16 protein-coding genes are annotated in these 21,011 nt (G+C 44.0%); 12 read left to right on the forward strand and 4 right to left on the reverse strand.

Going from position 1 to position 21,011, the window contains the following annotated elements:
• Positions 1 to 44 precede the first annotated feature (44 nt).
• From nuoD to pbfA, 8 genes are all read left to right on the forward strand, one after another.
• Positions 45 to 1,277: an NADH dehydrogenase (quinone) subunit D gene (gene nuoD, locus G563_RS0108520; RefSeq protein WP_028664959.1), complete on the forward strand. Its 1,233-nt coding sequence runs from the start codon at positions 45 to 47 to the stop codon at positions 1,275 to 1,277.
• A gap of 67 nt (positions 1,278 to 1,344) precedes the next feature.
• Positions 1,345 to 1,842 carry an NADH-quinone oxidoreductase subunit NuoE gene (gene nuoE / locus G563_RS0108525; RefSeq protein WP_028664960.1) on the forward strand — a complete coding sequence of 166 codons (498 nt, stop codon included), beginning with the start codon at positions 1,345 to 1,347 and terminating at the stop codon, positions 1,840 to 1,842.
• A gap of 54 nt (positions 1,843 to 1,896) precedes the next feature.
• Complete coding sequence (nuoF, locus tag G563_RS0108530; protein WP_028664961.1) at positions 1,897 to 3,237, forward strand: NADH-quinone oxidoreductase subunit NuoF; 1,341 nt, start codon at positions 1,897 to 1,899, stop codon at positions 3,235 to 3,237.
• A gap of 33 nt (positions 3,238 to 3,270) precedes the next feature.
• Positions 3,271 to 4,380 (forward strand): NADH-quinone oxidoreductase subunit G, encoded by a 1,110-nt coding sequence (locus G563_RS0108535; RefSeq protein ID WP_028664962.1) that lies wholly within the window; start codon positions 3,271 to 3,273, stop codon positions 4,378 to 4,380.
• Positions 4,381 to 4,443: 63 nt separating this feature from the next.
• Complete coding sequence (gene nuoH / locus G563_RS0108540) at positions 4,444 to 5,547, forward strand: NADH-quinone oxidoreductase subunit NuoH (RefSeq protein WP_028664963.1); 1,104 nt, start codon at positions 4,444 to 4,446, stop codon at positions 5,545 to 5,547.
• 61 nt (positions 5,548 to 5,608) lie between these two features.
• Positions 5,609 to 6,187, forward strand: coding sequence for a NuoI/complex I 23 kDa subunit family protein (locus G563_RS0108545; protein WP_028664964.1), 579 nt, complete (start codon positions 5,609 to 5,611; stop codon positions 6,185 to 6,187).
• Between the two features lie 105 nt (positions 6,188 to 6,292).
• The gene (locus G563_RS0108550; RefSeq protein WP_028664965.1) at positions 6,293 to 6,838 is read left to right on the forward strand and encodes an NADH-quinone oxidoreductase subunit J family protein; all 546 of its coding nucleotides are present in this window, start codon (positions 6,293 to 6,295) and stop codon (positions 6,836 to 6,838) included.
• A 183-nt stretch (positions 6,839 to 7,021) separates the two neighbouring features.
• Positions 7,022 to 8,380, forward strand: a complete 1,359-nt coding sequence (pbfA, locus tag G563_RS0108555; RefSeq protein WP_028664966.1) for a (R)-1-hydroxy-2-aminoethylphosphonate ammonia-lyase — start codon at positions 7,022 to 7,024, stop codon at positions 8,378 to 8,380.
• A 127-nt stretch (positions 8,381 to 8,507) separates the two neighbouring features.
• Here the strand turns inward: pbfA and purB are convergent, their stop codons facing one another.
• A complete protein-coding gene (gene purB / locus G563_RS0108565) occupies positions 8,508 to 9,851 on the reverse strand; it encodes an adenylosuccinate lyase (protein WP_028664967.1) in 1,344 nt (447 codons plus the stop codon).
• Positions 9,852 to 10,020: 169 nt separating this feature from the next.
• Between purB and G563_RS0108570 the strand changes: the two genes are divergently transcribed.
• A complete protein-coding gene (locus G563_RS0108570; RefSeq protein ID WP_028664968.1) occupies positions 10,021 to 11,184 on the forward strand; it encodes a sialidase family protein in 1,164 nt (387 codons plus the stop codon).
• 257 nt (positions 11,185 to 11,441) lie between these two features.
• On the opposite strand, the gene G563_RS0108575 is transcribed toward G563_RS0108570, so the two are convergent.
• The gene (locus G563_RS0108575; protein ID WP_028664969.1) at positions 11,442 to 13,265 is read right to left on the reverse strand and encodes an ABC transporter ATP-binding protein; all 1,824 of its coding nucleotides are present in this window, start codon (positions 13,263 to 13,265) and stop codon (positions 11,442 to 11,444) included.
• A 136-nt stretch (positions 13,266 to 13,401) separates the two neighbouring features.
• Here G563_RS0108575 and G563_RS0108580 point away from each other — a divergent pair, with 136 nt between their 5' ends.
• The 3 genes from G563_RS0108580 to G563_RS0108590 all read left to right on the forward strand — a co-directional run bounded on the left by G563_RS0108580 (position 13,402) and on the right by G563_RS0108590 (position 18,975).
• Positions 13,402 to 14,466 carry a hypothetical protein gene (locus tag G563_RS0108580; protein WP_028664970.1) on the forward strand — a complete coding sequence of 355 codons (1,065 nt, stop codon included), beginning with the start codon at positions 13,402 to 13,404 and terminating at the stop codon, positions 14,464 to 14,466.
• A 95-nt stretch (positions 14,467 to 14,561) separates the two neighbouring features.
• Positions 14,562 to 17,639, forward strand: coding sequence for a PVC-type heme-binding CxxCH protein (locus tag G563_RS0108585; RefSeq protein ID WP_028664971.1), 3,078 nt, complete (start codon positions 14,562 to 14,564; stop codon positions 17,637 to 17,639).
• 121 nt (positions 17,640 to 17,760) lie between these two features.
• Positions 17,761 to 18,975, forward strand: coding sequence for a purple acid phosphatase family protein (locus G563_RS0108590; RefSeq protein WP_028664972.1), 1,215 nt, complete (start codon positions 17,761 to 17,763; stop codon positions 18,973 to 18,975).
• Between the two features lie 269 nt (positions 18,976 to 19,244).
• Here G563_RS0108590 and G563_RS0108595 read toward each other — a convergent pair whose 3' ends face one another.
• Positions 19,245 to 19,937, reverse strand: coding sequence for a LytR/AlgR family response regulator transcription factor (locus tag G563_RS0108595; RefSeq protein WP_028664973.1), 693 nt, complete (start codon positions 19,935 to 19,937; stop codon positions 19,245 to 19,247).
• Positions 19,924 to 20,970, reverse strand: coding sequence for a sensor histidine kinase (locus G563_RS36815; protein ID WP_051210831.1), 1,047 nt, complete (start codon positions 20,968 to 20,970; stop codon positions 19,924 to 19,926). Before G563_RS36815 ends, G563_RS0108595 begins: the two co-directional genes overlap by 14 nt.
• Between the last annotated feature and the right edge of the window lie 41 nt (positions 20,971 to 21,011).

Below are 21,011 nucleotides of genomic sequence, written 5' to 3' on the forward strand. Positions count from 1 at the left end.
TTGCTATTTACATTTCGATGCTCAGACCCCAAAGTTTCATAAAAATGACAGAAACCTCAGTTGCCCCACAAAATAATACAGACCTCGCCAAAGGCGACCAAGTACAGTACGTCAACGAACTTACTACCCTTAACCTCGGGCCAACGCACCCCGCTACACACGGTATTTTTCAGAACATCCTTACGATGGATGGCGAAAAAATCGTGGCTGGCGAGCAAACTGTAGGGTATATTCACCGAGCATTTGAAAAAATAGCCGAGCGTCGGCCTTTTTATCAAATCACTACCCTTACCGACCGCATGAATTATTGCTCCTCCCCTATCAACAATTTTGGGTGGCACATGACAGTCGAAAAACTTTTGAGTATCGAAGTTCCCAAACGTGCTCAGTACATCAGGGTTATTTTGATGGAGCTAGCTCGTATCGCCGACCACATCATCTGCAATGGGATTTTGGGAGTAGATACGGGAGCTTTCACAGGCTTCTTGTACGTTTATGAAAAACGCGAAGAAATCTATGAAATATACGAAGAAATATGCGGTGCTCGTCTTACGACTAACATGGGCCGGGTAGGTGGCATGGAGCGCGACCTCAACAGCACTGCTATTCACAAAATCAATGAATTTTTGAAATCTTTCCCGCCCGTACTCAAAGAATTTGAAAGACTCTTCAATCGCAATCGTATTTTTATGGATCGTACGATTGGAGTGGGGGGAATTTCGGCCGAAAGAGCCATGAGTTATGGCTTTACAGGGCCTAACCTACGAGCCGCCGGGGTTGATTATGATGTGCGTGTTATGAGTCCTTACTCATCTTATGAGGATTTTGAATTTGATATCCCAGTAGGGCAACATGGCGATACCTACGACCGATTCATGGTTCGCAACGAAGAAATGTGGCAAAGCCTCCGAATCATTGAGCAAGCCATCAAAAACTTACCAGAAGGGCCTTACTATGCCGACGCACCTGAGTTTTACTTGCCTCCTAAGCAAGAAGTATATCGGAATATGGAAGCATTGATTTACCATTTCAAAATAGTAATGGGCGAAATCGACGCCCCTATCGGAGAGGTTTATCATGCCGTAGAAGGTGGAAACGGAGAGCTAGGCTTCTATCTCATTAGTGATGGAGGACGTACCCCTTATCGTTTGCACTTCCGCCGTCCTTGCTTTATTTATTATCAGGCATATCCTGAAATGTGTGTTGGTAGCACTATTTCGGACGCGATTGTTACGATGAGTAGCTTAAATGTAATTGCAGGAGAATTAGACGCCTAGTCGCTGGTCACTTCAATACTTAGATTTTACCATTGACGGTCATGTCAATGTCCAATTAGAAGATAGTATGTCAAATATTGCTGAAAAAATAGCTTTTACTCCCGAACGCTTCGCTAAAGCGCAGGAAATCATCGCTCGCTATCCTGAGGGCAAACAAAAATCGGCGCTGTTGCCATTGCTTCACCTTGCTCAAGAGCAATATGGTTGGGTGAGTGAAGAGGTAATGGACTATGTAGCTAGCTTACTGAATATTTTACCTATCGAAGTCTATGAAGTGGCTACTTTTTATACCATGTTCCATTTGGAACCCGTCGGTAACCACGTCATTGAATACTGTCGGACCGGCCCTTGCTGTTTGATGGGGGGCGAAGACGTGTATGCCCACCTAAAGCAAAAGTTAGGAATCGATACCGGCGAAACTACTCCTGATGGAAAATTTACGCTCAAAGAAGTAGAATGTTTGGCAGCTTGTGGATGGGGACCTGTATTTCAGATTCGTGAAAAATATTACATGAATCTGACCAACCAAAAAGTGGACGAAATCATTGAAGAACTCTCAAAGTAAGAGATTGAATATCAAACTACCTCAACGAAATTGTTGAGGTTTATCAATTCAACCATGGCAGTAAAAATTCTCACCGAACATATCAACGAACCAGGTATCAATACCTTCGAGGTCTATCGCAAAAAAGGCGGATATACCGCTGTCGAAAAGGCGTTGAAAAAAATGACTCCTGAAGAAATTGTCGAAGAAGTCAAGAAATCAGGCGTACGCGGACGCGGTGGTGCCGGATTCCCGATGGGTATGAAGTGGAGTTTTTTGGCAAAACCCGAGGGAGTACCTCGCTATTTGGTCTGCAATGCCGACGAGTCTGAGCCAGGCACGTTTAAAGACCATTATTTGATGCGCGAAATCCCCCACCTTTTGATAGAGGGAATGATTGTTTCTAGCTATGCTTTAGGAGCCAACAAATCATTCATCTACGTACGAGGGGAACTAATGTATGTAGTCAAAATCCTAGAAAAAGCCATTGAAGAAGCCAAAGCAGCGGGCTTTTTAGGAAAAAATATCCTAGGCTCAGGCTATGATCTCGAACTAGTGGTACAGCCCGGAGGAGGTGCTTACATTTGTGGTGAAGAAACCGCCTTGTTGGAATCCCTAGAAGGCAAACGCGGTAATCCACGCAACAAACCGCCTTTCCCTGCCGTAAAAGGGCTTTATCAATCTCCTACGGTGGTCAACAACGTAGAGTCAATTTCTAACACGCCTTGGATTATCAACAATGGCGGGGAAGCTTATGCTGCTTTGGGCATAGGGCGTAGTACGGGTACAAAACTAATTTCGGCTTCGGGTCATATCAACAAACCCGGCGTTTACGAAATTCCACTCGGTATCAGCGTCGAAGATTTTATTTATGCCGATGAGTGGTGCGGAGGGATTCGTCCAGGGCATCATCTCAAAGCGGTAGTAGCAGGTGGGTCGTCAGTACCTATCTTGCCGGCTAATCTTATTTTGAATTTGGCAAACGGTGATAAACGTCTCATGACATATGAATCACTCTCTGACGGTGGTTTTGCCACAGGCACCATGCTAGGGTCGGGAGGCTTTATTGTGATGGACGAAACGACCTGTATTGTACGCAATACTTGGACTTTTGCCCGTTTTTATCACCACGAATCTTGCGGACAATGTTCACCTTGCCGCGAAGGAACTGGCTGGATGGACAAAGTTTTGGAAAGAATCGAAAACGGTAAAGGAAATATGCGCGACATTGACTTACTGGTTGATGTGGCAAAAAAAATCGAGGGAAATACCATTTGCCCCCTAGGCGACGCGGCTGCTTGGCCCGTAGCGGCGGCGATTCGTCACTTCCGTGATGAATTTGAATGGCACGTGACACACCCCCACGAAGCTACCAAGCCAGGAGCCGTGTATCCTGGTGCAATGGAGTTGGTATAATATAAGAATCAAAAAAGGAACTTGACCTAACATATGGAAAATACCGCACCCCAGTTATTCAAAATTACTTTTGACGGTATCGAAATCGAAGTACCGCCGGGGACAACCATCATGCAAGCAGCGCGTAAAATCGCCGAAGCCGATGCTACCAAAAGTCATCTCGCTCCCCCTGCTATGTGCTACTACGAACCCCTCAAAGGCTCGGGTGGAAAATGTCGGGCTTGCTTGGTCAAAGTGACAGCAGGCTCTGCCAAAGACCCTCGCCCCATGCCCAAGTTGGTACCATCGTGTATTACAACTGTGCAAGACGGTATGGTAGTCGAAAATACAACCAATGAAGCAGTACTCGAAACACGCCGTGGAATCGTAGAGTTTTTGCTCATCAATCACCCTCTCGATTGTCCTATTTGCGACCAAGCAGGTGAGTGCCACTTGCAAGACTTTGCCTTCGAACATGGCCGCGTCAGCACTCGTTACGAAGAAGAGCGTCGTACATTTGAGAAGCAAGACATTGGTCCATACATCCAACTTCACATGACACGCTGTGTATTGTGTTATCGTTGTGTATTTACGGCTGACCAAATTACGAATAAGCGCGTTCATGGCGTCTTGAACCGAGGCGACCATGCCGAAATCAGTACTTATATCGAAAAAGCAATCGACAATGACTTCTCTGGCAATGTCATCGATGTATGTCCTGTGGGAGCTTTGACCGACAAAACCTATCGTTTCAAAAATCGTGTGTGGTTTACCAAACCCGTAGAAGCGCACTGCGATTGCGAAAAATGTAGCGGTAATGTGACACTTTGGTACCGTGGTGACGAAGTAATCCGCGTTACTGCCCGCAAAAACGAATGGGGAGAAGTAAAAGAATTTATTTGCAATACTTGTCGTTTTGAACGTAAAAAAACCAGTGATTGGGTCATTGAAGGGCCTACTACGGTATCTCGTCATTCGGTAATTATGGCCAACAAATACCGCGCTGACCTTAAAAAGCCCGATTTTGGATTGAAAGTAGCGGCAGCTCAGTACAAACAAATTGACGACTCTCGTCCTTTTGTGACGGACAACAACACCATTCGGGAATTAAGCAAAGAAAATAACGCAAAAGCTAACCAACGTTCGTTGGCTGAGAACAACTGATATATCATTGAAGCCTGTGCTTGAGTCCTTACTCAAACACAGGTTTCTTACGACCTCACATCTATGACATTTACAATCGACGTAGCTTTTATTATCAAATCCATCATCATTTTGGTGATATTTGGTATTACGCTTTTGGTGGCGATGTACTCTACTTATGGTGAGCGCAAAGTCGCGGCTTTTATGCAAGACCGCATTGGACCTAATCGTGCCGGACCGTTTGGTTTGCTCCAACCATTGGCCGACGCTGTCAAAATGTTTTTCAAAGAAGATTTTATTCCGGCTCAGTCTAGCAAGTGGCTGTTTATCTTAGGGCCTTGTCTTTCGATGCTTACCGCTTTGATGACTAGTGCCGTGATTCCATTTGGCGACAGCATCAAATACGAAGCTGCCCCCGGCAAAATATGGGATGTGCCTGTACAGGCGATTGATGTCAACATCGGTATTTTGTATGTTTTTGGAGTAGTGTCGTTGGGAGTGTATGGTATCATGGTGGGAGGTTGGGCTTCCAACAATAAGTTTTCGTTGTTGGGTGCTATTCGTGCGGCGTCCCAAAACATCAGTTATGAAATATCCATGGGCTTGGCAATTATTGCCATTTTGATGATGACAGGCTCTCTCTCAATTCGTCATATTGTCGAACAACAACACGGCGGTAACTGGAATATCTTCTATCAGCCACTCGGTTTTATTATTTTTATTACCTGTGCCTTTGCCGAATGTAACCGTACTCCTTTCGATTTGCCTGAGTGCGAAACTGAGCTTATTGGTGGCTACCATACCGAGTATAGCTCTATGAAGTTAGGTTTTTACCTTTTTGCCGAATACATCAACATGTTTGTATCTTCTGCCATGATTTCTAGCCTTTATTTTGGGGGTTATAACTATCCGGGCATGGATTGGGTACAAGCCCAGTTAATTGGCTCATTGGGCGAAATTGCGGGTCACAATGTGGCTACTTTGATTGGATTCTTGGTATTTTTTGGTAAGTCACTGTTCTTCGTGTTCTTCTATATGTGGGTACGTTGGACACTCCCCCGTTTCCGTTATGACCAGTTGATGAATTTAGGTTGGAAAGGATTGATTCCTCTCGCTATTGTCAATATCATCCTAACAGGAGGAGCCATCTTGTTTTTAAAACCTTTGGTTATGTCTTTTCTGAAATAGATTAGGTTCTTGTTGTGATGCCTGTGAAGGCTCACAAGTCCCGGTCTAAAACTATAAAAATATGCAACTTACAAATCGTTCGAAGCAAGTTAGTAATAAACAAATGACCTTTGCGGAGCGGATTTATCTACCAGCAATCGCGACAGGTTTGGGTATTACCATCAAACATTTCTTCCAAAAGAAAGTAACGATTCAGTATCCTGAAGTTAAAAAGAACCTAGGGCCTGTATTTAGAGGTCGGCACGTTCTTAAGCGCGACGACCAAGGCCGCGAACGCTGCACGGCTTGTGGTCTGTGTGCGGTAGCTTGTCCGGCCGAAGCAATTTCGATGGTAGCAGCCGAACGCCAAAAAGGAGAAGAGAATCTTTATCGCGAAGAAAAATACGCCGCAGTGTACGAAATCAATATGCTCCGCTGTATTTTTTGTGGACTATGCGAAGAAGCGTGTCCTAAACAAGCGATTTACCTTCGCCACGATGAGTTTGTTCCGGTATTTACGGAGCGCGACCAAGTCGTTTGGGGAAAAGACCTTTTGGCCGAAAACATGAACAACCGCTACCTACGCAAAGCTTGGACCAAAGAAGAAGCCCGTGAGCAAGATATTAAGGGTATCGATGCCAAGCCCAGAACTCAATTGTAAATGGAGGGCTTGGAAACAAGTGCAGGTGATGCAAAATCTTATGTTTACCACCCGGTCAACAGATAACATTTAACAGATAACAGTAGCTCGCTACTTACTACCTCTATGAATTTTTCAAATTTATTTGCCAATCTTACTCCTTCTACGAGTATCTTTTATGCCCTATCATTTTTGACCATCTTATGTGGTTTAATGGTAGTACTTGCCAAAAACCCTATTCATAGTGTGTTGTATCTAATTGCAACATTTTTTTGTCTATCAGGTCATTATATATTGCTCAATGCCCAGTTTTTAGCGGCGGTCAATATCATCGTTTATGCTGGTGCTATCATGGTATTGTTCCTGTTTGTAATCATGTTTTTGAATCTTAAAAAAGAAGACGAGGAATCAAAAACCAACCTGGTCAAAATTGCGGCAATGATAGTAGGTGGTACTTTGTTCTTGATTTTTGTGGCTGTTTTGCGCAAAGCTCAGCTAGGTACATACAACCCCTATTCATTTGATTCTCAAATAGGAATGGTTGAAAGTCTCGGAGAGATTTTATATAGTGATTATCTGCTTCCATTCGAATTGGTCTCCATATTATTTTTGGTTGCAATGATAGGAGCTGTCATGCTTGGCCGTCGCGAGGCAGGAGATAGACACTTCTAAGCACTCATTTTCATACCTTTACAAAATCCCGTTATCCTGTTTGATTTTCAGGATAACGGGATTTGTTTTGGTAGCTATTTCTAAATTAGTATTCCTCAAAACCTAGATGTGTTCCCTTTTGGAATTAATAGGGGGCTTTTGTATTTTGGAAAAAGAAACAACCCCTTCTACCTTTTTCTAAAAATGCACAAAGAAAATACAATCTCGGAAGACCAAGGAGACATTAACTCCTCCCAACAACGCCTCCTCTATCATCAATCTCTTGATAAAGAAACGCGGTATTGGCTCGAAGAAGATGCCAAATACTTCTTTCATCAAGCTCTTTCTACGCCCGTGATGAATGTTCTTTCTAAAACAGAAGGACCTTACATATATGACCTGAACGGGAAAAAGTACCTCGATATGCATGGCAACGGGGTACATAATGCGGGTTTTAATAACCCCAAAGTAGTAGAAGCGATGATGCGTCAAATGAACGAATCATTGGCTTTTACGCCACGGCGTTATACCAATATTCCTGCTATCCAACTTGCCAAAAAATTGGCTGAGATTACTCCCGCAGGGCTTGATAGGGTGCTTTTCTGTCCCGGCGGCTCCGAAGCCATTGAAATGGCCGTAATGCTTGCCAAACAAATCACTGGCAAGTGGAAAACAATTTCGTTTTGGGATGCTTACCACGGCACAGGCTACCAAGCCTCCGCCGTGAGCGGCCAAGCTCATTTTTTAAAAGGCAACGGCCCGATGGTTCCTGGTGCCTTACACGTAGAGTTTCCTAACTACTACCGCAATCCTTGGAATTGGACGGATCAAAGGGCAATTGACGATGAATATCTGCGCCAAATCAAACTTTTACTTCGTAATGAGCCTGATATTGCGGCGATTGTGGCCGAGCCTATTTCTTCTACGCCCGTGGTGCCTTCGGCTTATTATTGGCAACAAATCCGTGAAATCTGCGACCGTGAAGGTATTTTTTTGATTTTTGATGAAATCATCGAAGGCTTTGGGCGTACTGGAAAAATGTTTGCGAGTGAGCATTATGTCACTCCTGATGTGCTCGTTTTGGGAAAATCACTGGGAGGGGGTATGCTTCCCTTTGCCGGAATTGTCTCTAAATCAAAGTATAATATCTTACAAGATAGTTCGATTGGGCATTTTACCCACGAAAAAAATCCACTCTGCTGTGCCGCAGGATTGGCCGAAATCGAATACATCGAAGAAAACAACCTCGTAGAAAACGCCGCCCAAAAAGGGGAATATTTGATGAATACCTTTCGGGAAATGCAAGAAAAATACCCCATCATTGGCAATGTAGCTGGACGAGGTTTTCATATCGGAATAGATCTCGTAAAAGACCCCCATACCAAACAACGCGCCTACGAAGAAGCCGAACGCATCATGTATCGCTGCATGGAGCGAGGATTGGCGTTCAAAATCATTGAGGGTAATGTAATTACGCTTCGTCCGTCTTTGGTGTTGAGTCAAGACCAATGCGAGTTTATCGTAAACACGATTGAAGAGGCAATCAAGGCAGAAATGAAATGACGCCTTTAGGCTGGGGAAAAGAAAGAAGCAGAATTTTTTGGGCTTTAGCCCTGACTTTTAACATCCTACTCAACTACGCCAAATTAAAGGAGACTTTCCAAGTTTTACAAACTTGGAAAGTCTAAGCCTAAACACCAGTATAACTAAAAGGTGAAATCGCTCTCAGTTCTTCTTTGATGCTATCTGATACGTCAAGGCCATCAATAAACTCCGCAATGGTATTAGAAGTAATCTTTTCATTTTTACGGGTCAATGCCTTGAGGGCTTCATAAGGCTGAGGATAAGCCTCACGGCGCAAAATCGTCTGAATCGCTTCTGCTACCACAGCCCAATTATTGTCTAAATCTGCGTAAAATGCCTGCTCATTCAGTTCAAGTTTGCCCAAACCGCGAAGCAGTGCTTTGAGCCCAATGACCGTATGCCCCAAAGGAACACCCAAATTGCGCAACACGGTAGAATCGGTAAGGTCTCTTTGAAGACGTGAAATAGGAAGCTTGGCAGCCAAATGCTCAAATACAGCGTTGGCAATTCCCAAATTCCCCTCTGAATTTTCAAAGTCAATGGGATTTACTTTATGGGGCATTGCCGAAGAGCCTACTTCTCCCGCTTTGATTTTTTGTTTGAAATATTCCATAGATACGTAAGTCCATACGTCTCTATCAAGGTCTATCAGGATAGTATTGAGCCTTTTGAAGGTATCCATCAATGCCGCCAACATATCATAATGCTCAATCTGCGTGGTGAGTTGGCTACGCGACAAACCGAGCGTTTCATTAACAAATTGGTTGCCAAAAGCCACCCAATCTATATCGGGATAAGCCACGTGGTGAGCATTGAAATTTCCAGTAGCTCCCCCAAACTTAGCCGCAAAAGGCACTACTTTCAGCATCGAAAGTTGTTTTTCGAGTCTTTCTACAAACACCCCTAGCTCTTTTCCCAAACGGGTAGGCGAAGCGGGTTGTCCATGCGTACGAGCTAGCATCGGAATATGCTTCCACTCTTCGGCAAGCGCCTTTAGTTTTGTAATCACTTCTTCAAACAAAGGAATCATCTCGGCTTGAAGCGCATCCTTCAAAGACAGCGGAATTGAAGTATTGTTGACATCTTGAGAGGTAAGGCCAAAGTGAATAAACTCCAAAAAAGGCTCTAATTGCTTGTTTTTGAGCTTTTCTTTGATAAAATATTCAACTGCTTTTACGTCATGATTAGTCACCGATTCTATTTCTTTAATCATGCGAGCATCTACTTCCGAAAACTCTCCGTAAAGGGCTCTTAAATCTGTATAGAGCGTTTTGTCAAAATCCTTGAGCTGAGCCAAAGGCAGCTCACACAAGGCAATGAAATATTCGACTTCAATCAAAATGCGGTAACGAATCAGCCCAAATTCAGAAAAATAAGGAGCTAGTTTTTCAACCTGACGACGGTAGCGGCCGTCAATGGGAGATATGGCAGTGAGCGTATTTAGTTGCATAGTATGGGTTCTAAAACACAAAGATACGCCATCCTTGGCAAAGATTTGGTAGAAAACCCGCGAAAATGCTTTTATAGATAAGAATCTCTCTTCCTTCATTTAGGAATGATTTTCGCAACTTTTATCATTCTCTATTCCAAACCTGCTATCATCCTTTAAGTCTTTATCAATGAAAAAATACGCCTTATTTCTCTGCCTTTTCTTGTACCAAATGGTGGGGGCTCAAGTCCCAGGCAGCGTAGTAGCTTATAGTCCTGCTTCATCGGGCTTGTATATTGGTTCGCCAAGTGTGTGTATTCTTCCCAATGGCGACTATCTCGCATCTCACGATTTGTTTGGCCCTAAGTCCAACGAATTTGAAAAACCTATTTCGAAAATCTACCGCTCCCAAGACAAAGGCAAAACTTGGACACACATAGCCGACATCAACGGACAGTTTTGGTCTAAACTCTTTGTGCACGAAAAAGGGCTGTATTTTATGGGAACCAGCAAACATCACGGCAATACTATCATCCGTAAATCGACCGACAACGGCAACACTTGGTCTGAACCCACCGACGCCGAAAATGGCTTACTACTTGCCGGTGAATATCACTGCGCCCCTATGCCGCTGATTGAGCATGATGGCAAACTTTGGCGCGCTATGGAAGATGCAATGGGACCTATCAAAAAATGGGGAAAACGCTACGGAGCCTTTATGATGTCGATTCCGCTGGGTGCCGACCCTATGAAAGCCACCAACTGGACAAGCAGCAATGTATTGAGACATGATTCGACGCTACTGGGTGGCAATTTTGGAGGGTGGATTGAAGGCAATGCAGTGGTAGACCCCAACGGTCAACTTTGGGACGTACTACGCGTGGATGATAAATCTACTTTAGAAGAAAAAGCCGCTTTTGTCAAGATTAGTGCAGATGGCAAAACCGCGACTTTTGACCGTGATGCTGATTTTGTAAAATTCCCGGGAGGTAGCAAAAAATTCAGTATTCGTTATGATTCCAAATCCAAACTCTATTGGACTATCACCAACTATATTCCAGACGAAATCAAAGCGGCTAACAAAGGACGAAATCCAGCGAGCATTCGCAACACACAAGCCTTGTTTAGTTCTAAAGACTTGCGCAATTGGGATTTACGTAAAATATTACTCCAGCATCCCGACATCATCAAGCATGGTTTTCAGTACGTAGATTGGCTTTTTGAAGGAAAAAACAATATCATTTTTCTTTCGCGTACGGCTTATGAAGACGGCCAAGGTGGTGCTCACAACAACCACGACGCCAATTATATGACTTTCCACCGAATCAAAAAATTTCGGAAGAGTAAACCCTGACCCTTTTACTACAGTTGGTAAAGTTTGGTCTCTCAATTTACCAACTGCTCAATCCTTTAATTTCTAAAAAAACAAATGACATCCCACTGATTGCCAACAAACATCTATTTTTCAGCCACTTAGCTTTAAGCATTTTTTGCGATATTTTTAAGCAATCGCAGTGGGGACTCGTTAAGGATGCAAAACCATTTTTAATAAAAAGCTTATAGCTTAGGGCCTAAAGCGTATTGCTAAGTAGTCACCTAGATTTTAAAATTTCATACATATCCTCTCGCTTGCAATTGAAACAACTCAGCATAGCGTCCTTGTTTTGCCATCAATGTTTCATGGCTCCCTGATTCTATCAATTGTCCATTTTCGATTACGACGATGCGGTCAGCCATGCGAACAGTCGAAAAGCGATGCGAAATCAATAAAGCCATTTTGCCTCTTGTCAGCTCCGCAAATCGCTGAAATACCTCATATTCAGCACGCGCATCTAGTGCTGCCGTAGGTTCATCCAAAATGAGCAATTCCGAATCGCGCATGTATGCCCGTGCCAAGGCGATTTTTTGCCATTCTCCACCCGATAGCTCCGTGCCACCGTTGAAATGCCGCCCCAAGACTTGTTGGAAACCATTGGGCAAACGCCCAATCAAAGCCGCCGCCAAACTCCGTTCTGATGCCGTAGCGATGCGGTCGAGGTTATTGATTTGATTGATATCTCCTACGGCGATATTGCTCTGCACGGTCATCATCAGACGAATATAATCTTGAAAAATCACCCCAATATGCCGTTGAAGTTCGGTTAAATCATATTCTCTTAAGTCTCGCCCGTCGAGCAAGATACGCCCTTCCGTAGGGTCATAAAGGCGCGTGAGAAGCTTGACAAGCGTCGTTTTTCCTGCACCATTTTCACCCACTATCGCTAGTTTTTCACCCGCATTCAGTTTAAAATTAAGATGTTGAAATACCCATTTTTGACTACTTGGATAACGAAATCCGACGTTTTCAAACACAAACCCTTCTCGAATAGGATTAGGGAAAGGCAAAGGAGCGACAGGAGAAGCTACTTCAGGTTTCAAGTCAAAAAATTGGAAGAAATCTTTGAGGTACAATGCCCCTTGCGAAATACTCGTAAAACGATTTAGAATCCCTTCCAATGAAGATTTAAGCTGCCTAAACGACCCCACTAAGAAGGTTAGACTTCCGATAGTAATCGCCCCTTTGACGGTTTCGACCCCAATGAAAGCATAAGCTCCATAGTAGCCCGCCGTCCCGACAGCCGTCAACATAGTTCCCCAAAAAGCCCGCCGTATCGCCAATTTTTTGTTTTGCTCATAATAAGCCGACGACACTTCCCGAAAACGCTCCGTCAGAAACCCAGACAAATTGAAGAGTTTTACTTCTTTGGCATTGACATTGCTCGCCCCTACATATCGCAGATAATCAAGTTCGCGGCGTTGAGGCGTCCATTGATACGATAGGGCATAGCTTTGTGAATTGAAGTAAAACTCCCCCAAAAACGCTGGAATAATACTCAATACCAAAATCAAAATGAGCCACGGGCTGAATATCGCCAAACCCGCCCCCAAAAAACCAATAGTGATAATATCTTGTACTTGCGTCAACGACTGCGACAGTAGCGCCGTTCGGCCTACGGTTTGTTGGCGGGCGCGTTCGAGTTTGTCATAAAAAACTGGTTCTTCAAACTGTGCCAAATCAAGTGTAGCGGCGTGCTGCATGATTTGGATGGAGGAACGATTGGCGTGCAAATCTCCCAAAAGCGAATCAAGCAAAGCCGTGGCTCGATTGAGCATATCGGCACTCAAGGCCAACGCCAACTCTGTACCAATGAGCAAAACCAAATGAGCCGTATCCTGAGAATGTGCATTGAGCAGCATTACCACTTCGTCGATGATGAGTTTGCCCACGTAGAGCGTCAGAAATGGAATCGCCGACCGCAGCAAACGCAAAAAAACATTGGCGGCAGTCATCCAAGGTTGGGTGTGCCAAATTTCCTTGAAAAAAGGTGGCAAATATTGAAGTGCCTGAAAACGGTCTTTGAGGGAAGGCTGAGGTTGTTTATTAGTAGGAGGCATAGAAATATTAACAGCTGATAATTAGCTAAATACCATTAGAATGGTAGAAAAACAGCGTCTATCCTAAAAAAGTGCCGAATAATAAACCCACCGCTCGCCAAATACTCTTTTACCGTAATTTTGTTCTTAAAAAGCCATGAACTCCCCCTACGAATTATTTTTCTTAAAAAATGTAGCTCATTTTCCCGACGGAACGCTGTTTGAGCTTGAAAATCAACTTTATAGTCATGCCCAAATCAGCGGAGCTAGTAATGAAAAAAGACAAGAAATCGCCGATTGGGAATATACCACTCAAGGCTACCTCCTACCCGACCGAGGCGATGGAGTACGCGATCTTGTCCCCAAAGAAAAAGTAGTGCTTTGCCCAGCCTTTTCGGAAAATATCTCTCCCCTCAAAGGAGAAATTGAAATCACCAAAGCCCGCACAAAAAGTATCCGATTTCCAGAGTACCCTACTCCCTCTCATACGCCTGTGGGGATTTTTGGCAAAAACCACATTCAGATTATCCACAATCTTCATTATCAGCGCATTGTAGCTGACGTGCTTCACAAAAATCTGGCAGTCGCCCAAATCATTGTCTTCAACAAAACCAAATTAATAGAAGTCGAAAATTACCTATCTCCTCATTTCAATCGGCACGAATATCGCTGGACAGTGAGCTGCGAATTTGGACATCTGACTTTTGGGTTTTATGAAGTTCAAATTCAGTTTACCAATGGCTGGTGTTATAGCATCGACCTCATCAAACATTACCCTGATTATCTCAAAGAGCGATTTTATCAACTTACCGCTCAACCCATGCCCTCTCGAAAGCCTGCTTCATTTACTCCTCTTCAAGAAATTGGATTTGACCTCATCAAAATGGGCATCCAAGTTCTTACCTCTACCAATATGGGCGTCGATGACGAAATCCTAAACGAAGCATTGGCTTTGACTACCGAATGGGGACCTAATTTTCAAAAACCTATCTTCGAAAGATTACATGCAAAGTATCCTTGGATTGACGAAATACTGGCTGAAAAGCTACAAAAATATTGTAAAGAAGCTGAATACTATATTTATGAATTAGGGTATAAAGAACTCAATGGCGAAATTTCGGAGGCTGAGCTAGTCCCTTTAGCCCAAGCTAAATATCCTTGGGTTGCCGCAAAACATTGGCATCGATTAAAAAACATTGCCATGTATTATGCGCGACGTTAACCAATTTTTTAGCCCTCCTTCAAGGCATTATAAATGTTAAACATTTTGCTTTAACATTTAATTGTCCTGAGACTTGTACTAAACCACTTATACAAATGAAAAAATACCTCTGGGGGCTAGGCGGCATCGCTCTTACCTGCGGATTGGCGGCTTCTTATCAAAACGACAACCCAAGTCGCGCCACCTCCAATACCCTCGACAGCGTGTATGCTACGCTTACACAAGAACAAAAACATGACCTCAAATATGCCGTTGGGGCATTGGAAGTAGCCGAAGGACTGGAAGCTAATTTGTTTGCTTCTGAGCCGATGATTACCAATCCTACCAATATCGACATCGATCACAAAGGGCGAGTATGGGTGCTTGAAGCTTACAACTATCGTCCTCACATTACTGGCAACCCTACCCACAGCGAGGGGGATCGCATCTTGATTTTGGAAGATACCAACGGCGACGGCAAAGCAGATGCAAGTAAAGTATTTTATCAAGGTCCAGAGGTCAATGCGCCCTTGGGAATCTTGGTCATGGGCAATCGCGTACTGGTTTCGCAAAGCCCTTATGTATGGTTGTTTACGGATGAAAACGGCGACGATAAAGCCGACAAAAAAGAGATTATTTTTCAAGGTATCAAAGGGGAGCAGCACGACCACGGAATGCACGCCTTTACTTTTGGCCCTGACGGAAAACTGTATTTTAATTTTGGCAACGAAGGCAATCAACTCCTCGACGGCAAAGGACAACCCGTACTTGACCAAGATGGCGCACCTATCGACCGCAAAAAATACAAACAAGGCATGGTTTTCAGGTGTGACCCTGATTTCAAAAACGTAGAAGTATTAGGGCACAATTTCCGCAACAACTACGAAGTGGCAGTGGATAGCTACGGTAGCATGTGGCAATCCGACAACGACGACGATGGCAACAAAGGCGTCCGCATCAACTATGTCATGGAATACGGCAACTATGGCTATACCGACGAAATGACCGGCGCAAGCTGGTCAGCCAATCGTACTAATATTGAGCCCGAAATTCCCCTGCGGCATTGGCATCTCAATGATCCCGGGGTAGTTCCCAACCTACTCCAAACAGGCGCAGGCTCTCCTACAGGCATGGTGATTTATGAAGGCGATATGTTGCCCAAAGTGTTTCAAAATCAAATGATTCACTGCGACGCAGGCCCCAATGTAGTAAGGGCATACCCTGTAGAAAAAAATGGCGCAGGTTATAAAGCAACTATCGTCAACGTCCTCCACGGCAAGCGCAATCAATGGTTTCGCCCGTCGGATGTGTGTGTAGCTCCTGACGGCTCTTTGTTTGCTGCTGATTGGTACGACCCCGGCGTGGGTGGCCACCAAGCGGGCGATTTGAATCGCGGCCGTATTTATAGAGTGACACCGCCCAATACGCCTTACAAAGTTCCTAATCATGATTTCAATACCCTTTCAGGGGCTTTAGAAGCCATCCAAAGTCCCAATGTATCAGTAAGATATATGGCTTGGAATAAAATCAGAAGCCTAGGCCAAAGTGCAGAAAGCGAACTCGTGAAAATGTACCAATCGGCCCCCAATCCACGTATGAAAGCACGGGCATTGTGGCTTTTGAGCAAATTACCTAATGGCAGTACTTATGTAGAAACTGCCCTTACCGACGCCAACCCTGATATTCGAATTACGGGTATCAGAGCCGCCCGTCAAATCACCGCCAAAGGGATTTTGCCACTTTCCATTCATCATCTGAATACTTTAGCCAACGACCCCGACCCGCAGGTACGCCGCGAAATAGCCCTTGCCATACGCCACATCAACGATGATTTGGCGGCGGATATTTGGGTACAATTGGCCAACCGTTACGATGGACAAGACCGCTGGTACCTCGAAGCTTTGGGAGTATCGGCCGATGGACAGTGGGATAAGTTTTTTGGTACTTGGCTCAAAATGGGAGGCACAAACGCCGCAGCTACCGCCAAAGGGCGCGATATCATTTGGCGCGCTCGTACTGCTACCTCAGTGCCTCTGTTAGCCTCGCTCGCCGCCGATTCAAAAGTGCCTTTGCAGGAGCGTTTGCGGTATTTTAGAGCGTTTGATTTCAACCCAGGCGCGGTCGAAAAATCCAACGCCCTACTCACTATTATGAAGGGCAATACCGACAACGAAATTACGAAGCTTTGCCTGCGCCACCTCGACCCTGGTTTTGTCAAAACCTCTCCTGCGGCACAGCAAGGTCTTCAAAAACTGTTAGATGCGAGTTTTGGTACAAGCGAATATCTGGAGTTGGTCCAACGATTTGAGCCTGCCACCGAAAGCAAACGCCTTCTCCAAATCGCTCTCGAAAAGCCAATGCAACGCGACGGTAGAGATGCAGTGCGTCAATTATTCAAACAAAATGAGTCTGCGTTGCTCGTGGCAGCCATCAATGGCAAGGATGCCGCTAAAGCCCAAAACGCGGTCATTTCTCTACGCGGCGTGGGAAGCAAGCAGTCGCTTGATATTTTGAAAGGAATAGCTCTAGACCCCAAACGTCCCAAAGCACTTCGCATGGAAGCTTCTCGGGCTTTGGGCGGTAGCATGGATGGCGAAGATTTGGTATTGGCTTTGTTGAAAGAAGGAAAACTCACGGGCGATTTTAAAGCCGCTGCCGTACAGGGAGTGAGCAGTGCATGGCGCAAAAATGTACGTATCGAAGCCGCCAAATATATTGATGCCGCTCCTAGCAAAACAGGTAAGAAATTGCCTCCTGTAAGCGAGCTTATTGCACTTAGCGGCAATGCTGCCAACGGTCAAAAAGTATTTGCCAACTATTGCGCTATTTGCCACCAAGTCAACGGTGAAGGGGCAGATTTTGGACCCAAACTTTCCGAAATTGGAAGCAAATTAGGAAAAGACGGTCAATACATGGCGATATTTTATCCAAGTGCAGGGGTTAGTTTTGGGTATGAAGGCTACGAAGTAAAATTCAAAGATGGAAGCACTACTATTGGGATTGTGGCTAGCAAAACAGAAACTGATTTGCTAATGAAGTTTCCAGGAGGCACTACCCAAAGTTATAAAATGAGCCAAGTAGTGTCCATGAAAAAACTTGACGAGTCGCTCATGACTGCGGGCTTACACGAAACTATGGGTCAACAAGACCTTGTCGATTTGGTGGAGTATATGTCAAGTTTAAAAAGGAAATAGTGCGTCGGAGACGCAATACCAGCTTTGACCCAAATCACAGTTTGGGGCAAGCTATTGCTCGGCCTAATGTCTCTGACTTTAGCTGACATAGGTAATTATAGAAAAAATAAAAACAATAAGGATGTCGACCAATCGAAGAAAGTTTTTAGAAAAGTTTACACAGCTCAGTGCCTTAACTACCCTGCCAGTATTAGCAAGTGAAGCGGCTCCACAAGCTGTTTTGGAAGAGAAAAATCGTTTTGTCGCAGGCCCATATCTCCAAAATTTATTGTCGGATGAAATAACAATCATGTGGATTACCCACAAAAATAGCCTTAGTTGGGTCGAATATGGCGAAGGAGCTTATCTTAGCAAAAAAGCCTTCGCGTATCAAGACGGCCTTGTCGAAGCCAACAATCGTATTAATAAAATTACGATTTCGGGACTTACGGCAGGAGCAAATCACAAATACCGGATTGTATCGACCGAAATCTTGGGTTATACTGGCTCTAAGGTGCAGTTTGGCGAAACGATCATGAGCGGAATTTACTCTTTCAAAACACCTGCTGCCAACGAGGAGGAGTTTAAAATGGTGGTTTTTAACGACATCCACGACCGCCCCCAAACCATTCCTCAACTCCTCTATCGTCATGGTTTTTCGGGAAATACCCGAGATTTTGATTTTGTCGTCTTCAACGGCGATACTTTCGAAACCACCAATAACGAAACCCAAATCATTGAGCACCTCCTCAAACCTTGCGGTGACGTATTTTCTACGGAGCGTCCTTTTGTTTTTGTACAAGGCAACCACGAAGTAAGAGGGGCTTTTTCAAGGCAATTGCCTCAGTATTTTGCCTCTCCCAACCATAAATTCTACTACGCTTTTACCCGAGGCCCTGTGAGATTTGTGGTACTAGATGCGGGCGAAGACAAAACCGACGACAATTGGGAGTATGGAGGGCTGTCGGCTTTTGACCGTTATCGCGAAATTCAAAAAAAATGGCTTGAACAAGAAGTCGAAACGCCCGAATTCAAAAAAGCTCCTTTCCGTATTGTGTTGATTCATATTTCGCCTTTTCACTCCGGCGATTGGCATGGGCCGATGCATTGCCAAAAAGTGTTTGGCCCCGTACTCAATAAAGCCAAAATAGATTTACAAATTTCAGGGCATACGCACCGCTACGCTACTCATGAGCCTGATAGCTCTCACAACTACCCTATCGTGATTGGGGGCGGCCCAGTAGAAGGCAACCGTACCCTTATCAAACTTCACGCTACTTCCAAAGAACTGAATCTGCAAATGATTAGGGATGATGGCGAAGTAGTTGGGAAGTTTAATCTCAAACGCAAAACCTAAACAGGCTCCAGCCTAAAGGATAGGGTTAGAATATAACACTTGTTGTATCACTTAATCTAACTCAATTACTTATTCTATTTTTTAAGTAAACTTTAAGCCCTATTTAATCACTTTTTAAGGATAAATTATAACATTTGTAACATTCAGACGAAAATTATTACTCAAACGAATACTTTTCGTTTTTTGTGGTGTTATCAATCTATCAAATACCCGACGTGCCGTCTTTATTGAGCGCGTCGGGTATTTTTTTGAATAATTTTTGAAAAAAATCAAAGTAAAAGGGCCTGTTTGTATGCCTTCCCAATCGGAATAGCTTGACCTTGAATCATGACTTCTTCTTTCGTAAAAACATCAATCTTATCTACCGCCACGATAAACGAACGGTGAATTCTTACAAATTGCGCTTTGGGTAGTAAGGCTTCCATTTCGTGTGTACTGATTTTGGCGCGAAACTCCCCTTGTGTTGTTACGATGCGAATGTACTCACGGGCACTTTCTACGTATAGCAGCGTATCCAGCACGATTTTGACTTTCTTACGTTCAATACTTACAAACAAAGCCGTTTCTTTGGCAAAAGATTCATTATCTAGGAGCAAAGTCGATTGGAGGTATTTTGGTACTTTGTTGACTGCCGCTACAAACCGTTCAAACGAAAAAGGCTTTAACAAATAATCTACCACATTCAATTCAAAACCTTCTACGGCATATTGGTGATAGGCCGTGGTCACAATCACCGCCGGTGGGTGCGCAAGGGTGCGCAAAAAAGCCAGTCCTTTTAGTTTGGGCAAATGTATATCCAAAAAAATAAGATCAACGGCAGTCGTTTGCAAAAACAAACTCGCCCCGATAGCCTCCCTAAAAATACCCTGACACTCCAGATAGGGAATTGCATCTATGTAATCTCGCAAGATTTTGACCGCCAAAGGTTCGTCTTCGACGATGATACACCTAATTTTTTGCATAGCTGTTGAGGTCAATCGAAAGATAGGTAAAAAACGTTTGCCCACGGTTTTCGAGCTGAAGCTGATGCTTTCCAAACAACAATTCCAACTGCCGACGAATATTTTTGATGCCAATCCCCTCTTTAGACGTAATTATTTCTTCATTTTCATCTTTAGAATTTTCGATTTCCAAGGCAAGCTCATGCCCCCGAATCGTAAGCGCAATATGAACAAAAGCCCGATGCAGGGTTTCCGAAACTCCATGTTTGAAAGCATTTTCAACCAACGGAATCATAAGCAACGGCGGAATCAATTGCTGTTGGTTGTCGGTCTGTACCGAAAACCGAATCTCCAACGAATCGTCGTAGCGCATTCGTTCCAATTCGAGATAGTCTTCGATGATTTTGATTTCTTTGTCGGCCCTCACCAATCCTCCGCCTGTTTCGTAGAGCATGTAGCGAAGCATTTCCGAAAGTCGTAACACATTGTGAGGAGCGTGCTCAGACTTGTCTCTGGTCAATGAGTAGATATTGTTGAGGGTATTGAATAGAAAATGCGGGTTGATTTGAGATTTCAGAAAACTCAATTCTGAGTTTTGTTTTTCTATCACCAACCGCTGATTTTTGAGCCTCAACTCATAAGAATCTACTATCAATTTGGCCAATGAAAAATAAACAATCCCCACCAATTGAAAGAAAAATCGCGTACTACCGCTTTTGACCGTAAATTCCATTTGGTCTAAAGGCTCAAGCCCAAATACTTTAGCTGCCACTTTGCACCAAGCCACAAAACCTAAATTGAGCAAAAGCAGCATCACAACAATCAGCAGTATATTCCATAACCACTTTCGGCGTTGGGTGCGGATAAAAGGAATCGCTTGATGAAATAAAAAGAGGTTTAACAAAGAAACAAAACTCAATGCCCACGAGAAAATGGCCACGGCAGTGAAGAAGCACTTCCACTCGCCGTTGCACCCAAAAGCCAAAGCCACAAACCAAATGGCAAAATAAGAAACAATAATCCAAAGACTAGTCTTGAGTGAGTTGCTAATCATTCCGCTGATAATCAATATTAACCATTCGTAAAATTAGGCAA

It is taken from the genome of Runella zeae DSM 19591, from assembly GCF_000423565.1.
GTDB lineage: Bacteria > Bacteroidota > Bacteroidia > Cytophagales > Spirosomataceae > Runella > Runella zeae.